Origin of the sequence: Variovorax sp. N23 (assembly GCF_025486315.1) — a bacterium.
Lineage (GTDB): Bacteria > Pseudomonadota > Gammaproteobacteria > Burkholderiales > Burkholderiaceae_C > Variovorax.
In genome coordinates, this window is sequence record NZ_JAOOPY010000009.1 from 93,085 (window position 1) to 105,386 (window position 12,302).

12 protein-coding genes are annotated in these 12,302 nt (G+C 69.6%); 2 read left to right on the forward strand and 10 right to left on the reverse strand.

What is annotated here, in order from left to right:
- Positions 1–39: 39 nt before the first annotated feature.
- From N8A90_RS15325 to N8A90_RS15360, 8 genes are read right to left on the reverse strand one after another with little or no spacing between them, the layout of a single operon-like run.
- The gene (locus N8A90_RS15325) at positions 40–708 is read right to left on the reverse strand and encodes a dienelactone hydrolase family protein (RefSeq protein ID WP_262075802.1); all 669 of its coding nucleotides are present in this window, start codon (positions 706–708) and stop codon (positions 40–42) included.
- Positions 705–1,493, reverse strand: coding sequence for an ABC transporter permease (locus N8A90_RS15330; protein ID WP_262075803.1), 789 nt, complete (start codon positions 1,491–1,493; stop codon positions 705–707). The genes N8A90_RS15325 and N8A90_RS15330 overlap by 4 nt, the downstream gene beginning before the upstream one ends.
- Positions 1,490–2,371 carry an ABC transporter ATP-binding protein gene (locus tag N8A90_RS15335; RefSeq protein ID WP_262075804.1) on the reverse strand — a complete coding sequence of 294 codons (882 nt, stop codon included), beginning with the start codon at positions 2,369–2,371 and terminating at the stop codon, positions 1,490–1,492. Before N8A90_RS15335 ends, N8A90_RS15330 begins: the two co-directional genes overlap by 4 nt.
- Before the next feature lie 25 nt (positions 2,372–2,396).
- Complete coding sequence (locus N8A90_RS15340; protein WP_262075805.1) at positions 2,397–3,515, reverse strand: ring-opening amidohydrolase; 1,119 nt, start codon at positions 3,513–3,515, stop codon at positions 2,397–2,399.
- Entirely contained in the window at positions 3,512–4,981 is a 1,470-nt protein-coding gene (allB, locus tag N8A90_RS15345; protein WP_262075806.1) for an allantoinase AllB, read from the reverse strand. Before allB ends, N8A90_RS15340 begins: the two co-directional genes overlap by 4 nt.
- Positions 4,982–4,991: 10 nt before the next feature.
- A complete protein-coding gene (locus N8A90_RS15350) occupies positions 4,992–5,783 on the reverse strand; it encodes an SDR family NAD(P)-dependent oxidoreductase (RefSeq protein ID WP_262075807.1) in 792 nt (263 codons plus the stop codon).
- Between the two features lie 31 nt (positions 5,784–5,814).
- Complete coding sequence (locus N8A90_RS15355) at positions 5,815–6,849, reverse strand: ABC transporter substrate-binding protein (RefSeq protein ID WP_262075808.1); 1,035 nt, start codon at positions 6,847–6,849, stop codon at positions 5,815–5,817.
- Positions 6,850–6,852: 3 nt separating this feature from the next.
- A complete protein-coding gene (locus N8A90_RS15360) occupies positions 6,853–7,731 on the reverse strand; it encodes a cysteine hydrolase family protein (RefSeq protein WP_262075810.1) in 879 nt (292 codons plus the stop codon).
- A gap of 118 nt (positions 7,732–7,849) precedes the next feature.
- Here N8A90_RS15360 and N8A90_RS15365 point away from each other — a divergent pair, with 118 nt between their 5' ends.
- On the forward strand, positions 7,850–8,743 hold the full coding sequence (locus tag N8A90_RS15365) for a LysR family transcriptional regulator (protein ID WP_262075811.1): 894 nt from the start codon (positions 7,850–7,852) through the stop codon (positions 8,741–8,743).
- A 16-nt stretch (positions 8,744–8,759) separates the two neighbouring features.
- Here N8A90_RS15365 and N8A90_RS15370 read toward each other — a convergent pair whose 3' ends face one another.
- Positions 8,760–10,199, reverse strand: a complete 1,440-nt coding sequence (locus tag N8A90_RS15370; protein ID WP_262075812.1) for an N-acyl-D-amino-acid deacylase family protein — start codon at positions 10,197–10,199, stop codon at positions 8,760–8,762.
- Positions 10,200–10,206: 7 nt separating this feature from the next.
- The gene (locus N8A90_RS15375; protein WP_262075813.1) at positions 10,207–11,190 is read right to left on the reverse strand and encodes a Bug family tripartite tricarboxylate transporter substrate binding protein; all 984 of its coding nucleotides are present in this window, start codon (positions 11,188–11,190) and stop codon (positions 10,207–10,209) included.
- Between the two features lie 193 nt (positions 11,191–11,383).
- On the opposite strand from N8A90_RS15375, the gene N8A90_RS15380 reads away from it, so the two are divergent.
- Complete coding sequence (locus tag N8A90_RS15380; protein ID WP_262075814.1) at positions 11,384–12,301, forward strand: LysR substrate-binding domain-containing protein; 918 nt, start codon at positions 11,384–11,386, stop codon at positions 12,299–12,301.
- Position 12,302: the final 1 nt, after the last annotated feature.

A 12,302-nucleotide genomic window follows, 5' to 3' on the forward strand; every position in this document is an offset into this window, starting at 1 on the left:
TCCTGAAGATAGCGATGGAAAGGGAAGGCGCGCGGCGACTCAGGCCGCGCCGGTGCGCTGCAGGAAATCGAGCGTGCGTTGCCACGCGAGCGATGCGCTCGGCGCGTCGTACAGCGGGCGGTAGGGGTTGGCGAAGGCGTGGCCCGCGGGGTACCAATGCAACCGGTGATCGGCCACACCGGCCGCTTCGAGCTGGGCCGCTAGCACCTTCACGGTGGGCGGCGTGAAGACTTCGTCGCGCTCGCCGAAATGGCCGAGCAGCGGACAGCGGATCCGCGCCACCTGCGCGTCGCTGCGCTCGACGTTGCCGTAGAACACGACCGCCGAATCCACCTGCCCGGCGATCGCCATGTCGAGCGCCCAACCGCCGCCCAGGCAGTAGCCCATCGACGCGACCTTGCCGTTGCCATCCGGCGATGCGCGCAAGTACGCGGCGCAGGCGCCGAGCGTGGCGATCGCCGCGTCGTCGCGAATCGTCTGGATCAGCGTGCGTGCGCCGTCCACGTCCTTCGCCACCTCGCCGCGATAGAGGTCGGCCCCGAGCACCAGGTAGCCGGCGTCGGCCAGCTGCTGGCAGGTTTCAACGATCTGCGGGTTGAGGCCGAACCACTCGTGGACCATCACGATGGCCGGTGCCGGCAAGGTGGCGGGCCGGGCCAGCCAGCCGCGCATCGTGGTGCCGTCGGGCAGCGGGATGTCGACGTTCATGCGCCGCCCGTCGCGAGATCGGTCTTGCGCTGCGACCAGCCGGTCACGCGCTGCTCGACCAACGACGACAGCGCATACAGCACCACGCCCATGGCCGCGAGCAGGAACAGCCCGGCGAACACCATCGGCACGTCGAAGTTGCCGCTGGCGATCATCATCACCGTGCCGATGCCCTTGTTCGACGCCACCGTCTCGGCCAGCACCGTGCCGACGAAGGACAGCGTGATCGCGATCTTGAGCGACGCAAAGAGGTAGGGCATGGCGCGCGGCAGGCCGACGTTCCACAGGATGTCGCGCTTGCGCGCGCCGAGCACGCGCAGCACGTCTTCCAGTTCGGGCTCGGTGCTCGCGAGGCCGGTGGCGACGTTCACCACCACGGGGAAGATGCTGATCACCATCGACGTGAGAATGGCCGGCACCGTGCCCGCGCCGAACCACACGACGAAGAGCGGCACCACCGCCACCTTCGGGATGCTGGAGAAGCCGACCAGCAGCGGGTAGGTCACGTCGTAGGCCAGCTTCGACGAGCCGATGCCGACCCCGATCACGATGCCCGCCAGCACGCCGAAAGCGAAGCCGACGAAGGTGGTGTAGAGCGTCTGCAGCGCATGCGGCCACAGGAGCGGCATCTTCTCGACCAGCACCGCGGCGATCTGGCTCGGACGCGGCAGGATGAGGTCCGACACGCCGAAGGCGAGGCAGATCACTTCCCACAGCACGAAGAAGCCGATGAGTGCGGCGGCGGACAGCACGCGCTGGCGCAGGACCGGAGACAGCGCGTTCATGCCGCCACCTCTTCGATCACGGGAGCCGCCACAGCAGGCGCAGGCGTGGCGTCGCCATCGCGCCGGGCTTCGGCGATGCGCATGCGCAGCTGCTGCACAAGCGTCGCGAACTCGGGCGCGTAGCTGCTCTCCAGCGTGCGCGGCCGGGCGAAGCCGACATCGCGTGTCTCCAGGATGCGGCCGGGCCGCGAGCTCATCACGCAGATGCGGTTGGCGAGGTAGGCCGATTCGCGCAGGTCGTGCGTCACCAGCAGCACCGTGGGGCGGCGGGCCATCCAGAGGCTCTGCATGATGTCCCACAGCTCTTCGCGGGTGAACTGGTCGAGCGCACCGAAGGGCTCGTCCAGCAGCAGCAGTTCGGGCTCGTGCACCAGCGCGCGGCACAGCGACGCGCGCTGCAGCATGCCGCCCGAGAGCTGCCACGGCCGCTTGTCGCCGAAGCCCTTGAGGCCGACCTGCGCGAGCAGCGCGTCGACGCGGTCCCGGTACTCGCCCTTTTTCTTCTTCGCGAAGTCCTGGCGGAAGGGCTGGACGATCTTCAGCGGGATCATGACGTTCTCGCGGATCGTGAGCCACGGCAGCATCGTCGGGTTCTGGAACGCCAGGCCGATGCGCAGGCGCGGTGCCTGCGACGCATGCGCTGCGGCGGGCTTCGTGCCCACGGTGCCGACCTCGCGGCCGCCGGCGATCACCGCGCCGGAGGTCGGCTTGAGCAGCCCCGCCACCAGCTTGAGGATGGTCGATTTGCCGCAGCCGCTCGGCCCCACCAGCGCGACGAAGTCGCCTTCGGCGATGCCCAGCGTGGTGTGGTCGAGCGCGATGGTGCCGCCGCCGTAGCGCAGCATCACGTCGGACAGTTGGATGAAGCTCTGGCTCATGGTGTCTTTCGGAAAGAGAGGTCGTTCAGGAAGAAGGCATGCGCACGATGGCCGCCACCGGTCCGCCGCCCGGCGGACCCTGGTGTTCGGCACCGCCCGACACGTAGAGCGCGGTGCGCCCCACGACGGACGCCAGCACGCCGCCCACGGCCGCGCGCGCATGGCGTGTCGAGTTGATGTCGGAGTCGTTGAGCATGGTGTGGCGCGCGCCACGCACGCGGCCGTCGGGGCTGGCCTCGGCCTTGGCGAGCAGGTTGACCAGGCGCGACGCGATGGCGCCGGCATCGCGCTCCGGGTCGAGCCCGAAGTACGTCCGCAGCAACGTGCGAACGCCCACCGCATCGACCGCGTCGCGCATCAGCGTGTGGCCGATGCGGAAGGCCGATGCACTGCCGTTTGCCTCGCCGAGCACGATGACGACGTTGCCTTCGAGCTCGATGCCGGCCGACACCGACGCCCGCGCCGAATGCAGCGTGGCGTCGTGCAGCACCGCCGCATCGCTCAAGCGCTCGGGCGCGATCTCGCCCAGCGCCAGGCCCACGCCCAGCGCCGAGGCGCCGCGCGAATACCCCATCGATTCGTAGGTGTCGCGCGTGACCGGCTCGGCGCCGCGCCGCAGCGCATCGTCGACCTTGGCCGAGGTGAGCAGCGGGCATTTCACCTGCGCGAAGTGCACGTCGGCCGCGTCGGCGATGCCGGCGTCGCGCATGGCGTCGCGCACCGCGTCGGCGGTGGCCTCCACCTGCGCCATGCGGCCCATCTCTTCGGGCGCGAAGTCGCGGGTGTGGGCGATGCCGACGACCAGGCGCTTCTCGCCATGCGTCGGTGCGGAATCGACCGTCTCGCGCGTGAACACCGTGAAGTGCGGCGACAGCACGCCCTCGGTGCCTCCGGACATCACCAACGCGACGCGCGCATGCACCGCGTCGGCCGTGCAGTCGAGATACGGCGCGAGGAAGTGGCACCAGGCCGTGGCCGCGAAGTCGCGTGTGTGGTCGTTGACACAGCCGTTGCCTTCGGTCTTGCCCATCACCGCGACGATGTGGCACGGATCGATGTCACCCGCGTCGATCAGCGCCTGCACGCCGCTCAGGTCGCCGGGGCCGCGGCACGCGACCACGTGCACACCGACGTTCTGGCTCACGATGCGCTCCAGTCCACCTCGCCCACCGGCACCGCGGTGCGCGGCACGCCGGGCGGCGTCTCGAGGATGGCGCTGCTGTAGTGCTCGGTGTTGCGCGGCTTGGGGCTAGGCATCTGCTGCACCGTCTTCACCGAGCGGCCCCAGCCCACGGCATCGGTCACCAGCTTGCCGTCGCGCATCACGAAGCGGCCGCGCAGCAGCGTGTGCAGCGGGTAGCCCTTCACAGGGCGGCCGTTCCAGGGCGATATCTTGCTGATGCTCTGCAGCTTGTTCTGCGAGAGGATGCCGGCGCGCTCCATGTCGACGAAGGCGATGTCGGCATGCGCGCCCGGCGCGATCACGCCCTTGGTGCCATACAGGCCCCAGGCCTTGGCCGGCGCGACGGAACTCCAGCGCACGTAGTCCATCAGCGAGGCGCGGCCGCGGTTCACTTCGGTGAGCATCAGCGGCATCTGCGTCTCGACACCAGGGAAGCCGCAGTCGCAGTCCCAGATGCTCTCGCGCGTCTTTTCTTCGGGCGTGTGCGGCGCGTGGTCGGTGGCGATCATGTCGAGCGTGCCGTCCATCAGCGCGTCCCACAGCGGCTGGTTGTGACGCGCCTCGCGGATCGGCGGGTTGAGCCGCATCACGCCACCGAGCTTCAACATGTGGTCGGTGTTGAGCAGCAGGTACTGCGGGCAGGTTTCTGCCGTCACGTCGACGCCGCGGCGCTTGGCCTCGCGCAGCAGGAACAGCGAATCGGCCGCGCTGTGGTGCGCGATGTGCACGCGCGCGCCGGTCCACTCGGCCAGCGTGAGCACGCGGCCGATGGCCTCGATCTCGGCCACTGCCGGGCGCGCGGCCAGGTGCGCCATCGCATCGATGCGGCCGGCCTCCTGCATCTTCTTCTGGCGGCGGAACAGAATCGACGAATTCTCCGCATGCACCACCGTGCGGATGCCCAGCGGCGCGAGCTTCTCGAAGCCTTCGAGCAGCGCGCCGTCGGTCGGTGCCGGCAGGTTGCCGAAGGTGTTGCCGACGAAGGCCTTGAAGCTGGTCACGCCGGCGTCGAGCAGTTCCTCGAGGCGGTCAACGGTGTCGTCGCCCAGCAGGCCATGGATGCCGAAGTCGCAGTACGACGCCTCGGCCGCCTTCTGCTTCATGCGCAGCGCCTCGATGGTGCCGGTGGCCGGGTGGGTGTTGGGCATCTCGAAGACGGTGGTCACGCCGCCCATCGCGGCGGCGGCCGAGCCGGTCTTCCAGGTTTCCTTGTTGGGGTAGCCCGGGTCGCGGAAGTGCACGTGGCTGTCGATGGCGCCGGGCAGCAGGTACAGGCCGTCGGCACGCATCTCTTCGCGCGCGGGCGGCATGGTGTCGTCGTGGCCGACGGCCACGATCCGCTCGCCCGCGATGGCGACCGAGGCTTCGATGATCTGGTCCGGCGAGACGATGCGCGCGCCGCGGATGACGAGGTCGACTTCTTTCATGTCGCGCTCCTTACAGTGCTGCCCAGCCGCCGTCGACGGGCAGGTCGACGCCGGTGATCTGCCTGGAGACCTCGCTCGCCATGAACAGGCAGGCGTTGGCCACGTCGGTGTCGGTCGACACGCGCTTGAGCGCGTAGTCCGCGGCGTGGCGCGTCATCGCCTCTTCGAGCGTGATGCCCAGCTTCTGCGCCATGTTGGCGCACACCTTCTCGCGGAAGCGCGGGCCGTCGACCATGCCGGGCGCCACGTTGTTCACGTTGATGTTGTAGGGGCCGGCCTCGAGCGCGAAGCTCTTGGTGATGCCGCGCAGGCCCCACTTGGAGGCCGAGTAGGCCGTGCGCCCGGCCCGACCGCGCAGGCCGAAGGTGCCGCCGACGTTCACGATCTTGCCGCTCCTGCGTTCGATCATCGACGGCAGCACGGCGTGGATGGTGTTGAAGCAGCCGGTCATGTTGAGCTGCACGATCTCGTTGAATTCCTCGGCGGTGGTTTCCCAGCCGGTCTTGCCGATCGGACCGGAGCCGCCGGCCACGTTCACCAGCACGTCGATGCGGCCGAAGGCCTCGAGGGCGCGCACGGCGAGCGCCTCGGTCTGAAGCGGCTGCGTGAGGTCGCAGGGCACGACGATCACCTCGACGCCGAGCACGCGCGCTTCGGTGGCGACCGGTTCGATCGCGGCGGTGTCGCGCCCGGCGAGCACCAGCCTGGCGCCTTCGCGCGCGAAGGCCAGCGTGATCGCGGCGCCCATGCCCTTGGCCGGGCCGGTGATCAGCGTCACCTTGTCTTTGAGTTGCAGGTCCATGGAAAGTCTCTCGTGTAGCGGGTGTGGGGGATCAGGGCGCGCTGGTGGTGGAAGGCCGGTCGGCACGCGCCGGCAGGAAGCTGCGGTCGAACACTTCCTTGGTCTCGGGCGCGCGCGGCAACTGGTTGGCCTCGACGACGATGGCGATGTTCTTCGTCAGGCGGGCGTCATCGACATCGCCCAGGCCGATGCGGGCGATCTCGGGGTGGCTCATGTCGTTCTTGAGCGTGGCGAGCAGCTTCTCCTTCTCGACCTCGCGCTTCAGCAACGGTTCGCGCTTCATGACGGCGTCCATGCCGGCCTCGGGATTCGCGATGACTTCCTTGACGGCACGGTTGAGCGCCTTCACGAAGCCCTGGACTGCCTTCGGGTTCTCCTTGACGAAGCTGCGCGCGAAGAACACGGTGTTGGAGTACAGGTCCATGCCGTGGTCGCCGTAGCGGATGAAGCGCAGGTCCTTCGCCGGGTCCAGGCCCATGCCCTTGGCGGCGAGGCTCACGGTCGTCACGTAGCCGAAGCCGGCGTCGATCTGGCCGCGCACCAGCATCTGCTCGCGCAGGTTGGGCGCCATGTTGGTGATGGTCACCTTGCTCGCGTCGATCTTCGCGATCTTGGCGAAGGCCGGGAACAGCTTCAGCGCGCCGTCGTTGGCCGGGCCGCCGACGGTCTTGCCTTCGAGGTCCTTCGGCGTCTTGATGGGGCTGTCGCTCTTGACCACCAGCGCGAAGGGCGGCGTGTTGTAGAGCATGTACACGCCCACCGGCGCATCGGCCGGGCGCTTCGACGCCAGGTCGATCAGCGCATTCATGTCGCCGAAGCCGGCCTGGTAGGCACCGGCCGCGACCTTCGGGATGGAGGCCGCCGAGCCTTCGCCCTGGTCGATGGTGACGTCCAGGCCTTCGGCCTTGAAGTAGCCCTTGTCCTGCGCCAGGAAGAACCAGGCCTGCGCGCCTTCGTACTTCCAGTTGAGCACCAGCTTGATCGGCACCTGGGCCGATGCCGTGGTGGCGGCCAGCGCCAGCGCGAGACCGCAGGCCGACAGCAGGCGGGAGGAAAGGAATGTCATGGTTCAGGACTCCTGGGGTGGGGATGAAGACGAACGGGAACGGGATGGCGACGAAGGCAGCGCGCGCATCAGCGACGCCGCGCTCGCCACGAAGCCGTGCAGCAGCTGCACGATGTAGAGCACGCCCTTGCTGACGTAGGCAGGCGACGGTGTGCTGCAGGCGTCCTGCAGCAGCACACAGTCGTAGCCGAGAAAGGCGCCGTCCTGCAGCGTCGAGAACACGCAGCGGTCGGTGTTGATGCCGGCGAAGAGCAGCGTGGTGATGCCCTGGTTGCGCAGCACGCTGTCGAGTTCGTTGTCCCAGAAGCCCGAGAGCCGGTGCTTGTGGACCGTGAGGTCGCCGGGCGCGACGGTGAGCTCGTCGATCACCTGCGCGCCCCAGCTGCCCTGCACCAGCGACGGGCCGTGGTCGATGGGTGACGCTTCGGCATAGCCCACGCCATCGGCCGTGCGCTTGCCCTTGAACTGGATGGTGGGCGAGAGGTTCGCCCGATCCGCGCGGATGCCCCAGTTGAGCCACACCAGCGCGCCGCCGGCCTGGCGCCAGGCCGGCAGCAGCGTCTGCAGCACCGGGATCGGCTTGCGCGCCGCCTTGGTGCCGAGGCCCTTCTGCGCGAACCAGCCCTCGGGGTGGCAGAAGTCGTTCTGCATGTCGACCACGATCAGCGCCGTGCGTGCGAGGTCGATCTCCACGGGCTGCGGCGCTGCGTCGGCAAGGGTCAACGGTCGCGGCTGGCGCGCCTTGCGCACGAGGCTGACGCGCGGGTCGCCCTGCTCGCCCTTCAATTGCCATGTGTTGTGCACCGCCGGGCCGAAGGATGCCGCGCTGTCGGGCGTCGTCGGCGCCAACTTGGGGCGTGGGGAGCGCGAGGGGGCTTTCATGCCGGATGCCATGCACCCGACGTGCCAGATAGCGCGCCGCTTTGACGCTTTATCGCGTCATGACCGTTGCCGAAAGGGCAACATTACGCGCGGCACGATCGTTGCAATATCCGTCCGCATGAACCATCTGCGCCTGCTGCGCTACGTCGACGAAGTGGCCCGCATCGGCTCGATCCGCCAGGCGGCCGAACGGCTGCATGTGGCGCCCTCGGCGGTCAACCGCCGCATCCAGGACATCGAGGAAGAACTCGGCACGCCGATCTTCGAGCGCCTGCCGCGCGGCATGCGCCTGACCGCGGCGGGTGAGCTGTTCGTGCGCTACATCCGCGACCGCGGCGCCGAGCTCGACCGGGTGCGCTCCGAGATCGAGGAGCTGCAGAGCCTGCGCCGCGGTCGCGTCCGGCTGGTGGCCAGCCAGGCGCTGGCGCCGCGCTTCCTGCCCGCGGCCATCGCGGCGTTCCGCAAGACCCATCCGCTGGTGGCGTTCGAGGCACGCATCGGCGACCACGTGCAGGCGGCCGACGCGCTGCGCAACCTGGAGACCGAACTCGCGCTGGTCTTCAACCTGGCGCCCGAATCCGACATCGAACGCATCGATGTGGTCGAGCAGAAGCTCATGGCCGTCATGCATGCGAAGCACCCGCTGGCGCGCACACCGGGCCTGCGGCTGCGCCAGTGCGTGGACTACCCGGTGGTGCTGCCGAACCGCGACACGGGCGGGCGGCAATTGCTGGAGCGCTTTCTCGCGCGCAGCTCGATCCGCTTCCAGCCGATGGTCGAGAGCAACAGCTTCGAGTTCCTGCGCGGCTGCCTGGACGACCGCGCGTCGATTTCCTTCCAGATGGCGATCGGCACCGTGCTCAACGAGCCCGACATCGTCGCGCGCGAGATCGACGACCGCGGCTTTCCGCGCGGCGAACTCGTGCTGGCCAGCCTGCGCGGCCGGCAGCTGCCGGTGATCGCCTATGCCTTCGCGGAGTTCCTGCGCGAACGGCTCGCGGCGCTCGACTGAGCGAGCGCGCCGTGCTTCATGCCGTCCCGCCGCGGCGCAGCACGCGCCCCGCGTGCACGTCCTGCGTCGCGCCGTCGCGGCAGGCCAGGCGGCCGTTCACGTACACCGCATCGATGCCGGTGCTGACCTCGGTGGGCAGCGCGTAGGTGGCGCGGTCGGCCACGCGCTGCGCGTCGAACACCACCACGTCGGCGTGGTGGCCGACCGCCAGCACGCCTCGACCGGCGAGGCCGAAGCGACGCGCGCTCAGGCCGGTCATCTTGTGCACGGCCATCTCCAGCGAGAACAGGCGGCGATCGCGCGCGTAATGCCCGAGCACGCGCGGGAAGGTGCCCCACAGGCGCGGATGCGGGCTCACGTCGTGCGCGAGTCCGTCGGAGCCGACCATGGCCATCGGGTGCGCAAGGATGCGGCTGACGTCGTCTTCGCTCATCGCGAAGTACACCGCGCCGGCCGGCTGCAGCATGTCGGCCAGTGCCTCCGGCGCCACGCCGCGTGCCTTGGCCAGTGCGAAGAGCGACTGGCCCGCCGCCGACGGGTCGGCCTTCGACCAGGTGACGCGCACGTCGTCGGACTGCCGCACGCGCGAGGCCAGCAGGATGGTCGACGACGCGTTGTAGGGGTAGCAGTCGAAGCACACGCCCTGCCCTTGCGACGCATGCTCGATCAGCGCCAGCGTCTCGGCCGAACGCCCATGGTTGTTGCGACCGATCAGCTTGTGGTGCGACAGCACGGTGTCGATGCCGAGCGTGCGACCGATGTGCAGCGCCTCGCGCAAGGCCGTGTCGATGGCGTCGCCCTCGTCGCGGATGTGCATGGTGACGAGGCCGCCGGCCGCGGTCAGCGGTGCGCCGACAGCGATGACTTCCTCCGCCGTCGCCGCGGTCGCCGTCGGGTAGTAGAGGCCGGTGGACAGGCCGAGCGCCCCCGCCGCCATCGCCTCGGCCAGATCGGCCGCCATGGCCTGCGCCTCGTCGGGCGTCGCCGCGCGGTCCAGGCGCGCCATGCGGCGCACGCGCAGCGTCGAATGGCCGACCAGGCAGGCCGCGTTCACGGCGGGGCCCGATTGCTCCAGCGCATCGAGGTAATCGCCGAAGCGGTCGTAGCGCCAGACGTCGTCGCCCAGCAGGTCGAGCGGCGCGGGTGGCGGCGTTGCCCTGCGCAGCGGCGCGAGGCTGATGCCGCAATTGCCGGTGACCACCGTGGTCACGCCCTGCGACAGCTTGGGATGCGCGCCGACGGGCGCGTCGAGCAGCAGGCGGTCGTCGTGCGTATGCACGTCGATGAAGCCCGGCGCGACGATGCGCGCGCGCGCGTCGAAGCGCGCGTGGGCGGGCACGTCGGCCAGGTCGCCGATGCGCGCGATGCGGCCCGCGAGAATCCCGAGGTCGGCGCGCACGCGTGGCGCGCCGGTGCCGTCGATGACCGTGCCGCCTTCGATGATCAGGTCGAACATGCGGCGCTCAATCGACCTGCGCGCCGGAGCGCTTCACCACGTCGGCCCACATCGGCGTTTCGCGGCGCGCGCGTTCCGACAGGCGCTCCGGCGGGCCGATGGTCGTCTCGAAGCCGAGCGCGGCGTACTTTTCCTGCATGGCCGGCATCGCCAGCACGGCGTTGATGGCCGTATTGATCTGCTGGACGATGGCCGACGGCGTGCCCACCGGCGCCACGATGCCGCCCCAGGCCACCACGTCGTAGCCGGGCAGGCCGGATTCGGCGACCGTGGGGATGGCCGGGAACAGCGGGCTGCGCGTCGCGCCCGTCACCGCCAGCACCCGCAAGCGGCCGGCCCGGATGTGCGGTGCGATCGAGCTCAGGTTGTCGAACATCAGGTCGACCTGCCCGCCCATCAGGTCCTGGATCGCCTGCGGGCTGCCGCGGTACGGGATGTGCACGATGGCCGTGCCGGTCAGGCTCTTGAACAGCTCGCCGCTCAGGTGGCCGGTGGTGCCGCTGCCGGCCGAGCCCATGCTGAGCGCGCCGGGCTTCGACTTCGCGAGCGCGATCAGCTCCTTCATGGAATTGACCGGCAGGTCCTTGCGCACCACCAGGGCGTTCTGCACGTAGCCGAGTAGCGCGACGGGCGCCAACTGCTTGTCGGGGTCGTAGGGCAGCTTGCTGAACAGCGCCTTGTTGATGGCGAGCGTGACGACGTTGGCATAGCCCAGGGTGTAGCCGTCGGCCGCGGCGCGCACGACATCGTTCATGCCGATGTTGCCGCTGGCGCCGGGCTTGTTGTCGATCACGAAGGACTGGTTCAGCGCGCGGCCCAGCTCCGGCGTCAGCACGCGGCAGATGGCATCGGGCGAACCGCCCGCGGCGGACGGCACCACGAGGCGGATCGGCCGGTCGGGCCAGGTGGCGCGGGCCAGCAGGGGTGCGGTCAGGACGGCCGCCGACCCCAGTTGGAGCAGGGTGCGGCGCGAGGGGCGGTACGAGGTCATCTGTTCACGCTTTCATCGGTGCAAACACGGAGGGAAATCCCGGGAAACGGCGCGAATGATCCGTGGGGCCGCGCACGCCGACAAACCACGTTTTCTGCGTCTGGCATGCACTGTGCTCATGCCTCATTGCGGCGCATCCGCATGAAATCTCGCTTTCCGCGCACCGAACGTGTGCTTTCCTCATGAACCGACCATGTTCCGTGCACCCTCCACCATGTCCCTGCTGTGCCTCGAGGCCAGCGCCCGGCTGCGCTCCTTCACGGCGGCGGCGCACGAACTGCACCTGACGCAGGGCGCCGTGAGCCGGCAGCTGCAGTCGCTGGAAGACCGGCTGGGCGTCAAGCTCTTCACGCGGCGGCGCGAAGCGCTGGCGCTGACCGATGCCGGGCGCTACTACCTGGGCGAGATCGCACCGCTGTTGCAGCGGCTCGAGCGCGCGACCGTCAACGTCATGGCGCTGAAGGGCCACGGCGGTGCGCTGTCGCTGTCGGTCGGCGCCTCGGTGGGCACCTACTGGCTCATCCCGCGCCTGCCCGCCTTCACGCGGGCGCATGGCGAGATCACCTTGAACCTCGGCACGCGCGTGGGGCCGGTGGACTTCGGCACGACACCGGTCGACGCGTCGCTCGAATTCAGCGACGGCCAGCGGCCGGGCCTGCGCAGCGATTTCGTGGTGCCACTGGTGCTGTCACCCTACGCGGCACCGTCGTGGACGGCGGTGCATGGCGATGCGGTGACGGCAGAAACGCCGCGCGCGTCGCTCATCCATCACCAGACACTGCCGGGTGCGTGGGAGGAATGGTTCCGGCGCGAAGGCATCGCCGGCGAAGCGGGCCGCGAGGGGCCGCGCTACGAGATCATGTCGATGGCGCTCAACGCCTCGGTCGCCGGCATGGGCGTGGCGCTGCTGCCGCCCTACATGGGCGACGACATGGTGGAGGCGGGGCGGCTGCAACGCCTGTCGACGCGCAGCTGGCGCTACAGCAAGGGCTACTACCTCGTGTACCCGGAAGGGGCCGCGCAGATGAAGGCGCTGCAGATCTTCCGGGCCTGGCTGCTCGCGCAGGTGGGCGAGTCGCCCGGGCGGGCGGATGCCCCGCCGCCCGCATGAC

Bases quoted from the DNA above. Each gene is read 5' to 3' on its own strand.
- N8A90_RS15325 (WP_262075802.1), bottom strand. From the start codon at position 708: ATGAACGTCGACATCCCGCTGCCCGACGGCACCACGATGCGCGGCTGG.
- N8A90_RS15330 (WP_262075803.1), bottom strand. From the start codon at position 1,493: ATGAACGCGCTGTCTCCGGTCCTGCGCCAGCGCGTGCTGTCCGCCGCC.
- N8A90_RS15335 (WP_262075804.1), bottom strand. From the start codon at position 2,371: ATGAGCCAGAGCTTCATCCAACTGTCCGACGTGATGCTGCGCTACGGC.
- allB (WP_262075806.1), bottom strand. From the start codon at position 4,981: ATGAAAGAAGTCGACCTCGTCATCCGCGGCGCGCGCATCGTCTCGCCG.
- N8A90_RS15350 (WP_262075807.1), bottom strand. From the start codon at position 5,783: ATGGACCTGCAACTCAAAGACAAGGTGACGCTGATCACCGGCCCGGCC.
- N8A90_RS15355 (WP_262075808.1), bottom strand. From the start codon at position 6,849: ATGACATTCCTTTCCTCCCGCCTGCTGTCGGCCTGCGGTCTCGCGCTG.
- N8A90_RS15360 (WP_262075810.1), bottom strand. From the start codon at position 7,731: ATGAAAGCCCCCTCGCGCTCCCCACGCCCCAAGTTGGCGCCGACGACG.
- N8A90_RS15365 (WP_262075811.1), top strand. From the start codon at position 7,850: ATGAACCATCTGCGCCTGCTGCGCTACGTCGACGAAGTGGCCCGCATC.
- N8A90_RS15370 (WP_262075812.1), bottom strand. From the start codon at position 10,199: ATGTTCGACCTGATCATCGAAGGCGGCACGGTCATCGACGGCACCGGC.
- N8A90_RS15375 (WP_262075813.1), bottom strand. From the start codon at position 11,190: ATGACCTCGTACCGCCCCTCGCGCCGCACCCTGCTCCAACTGGGGTCG.
- N8A90_RS15380 (WP_262075814.1), top strand. From the start codon at position 11,384: ATGTTCCGTGCACCCTCCACCATGTCCCTGCTGTGCCTCGAGGCCAGC.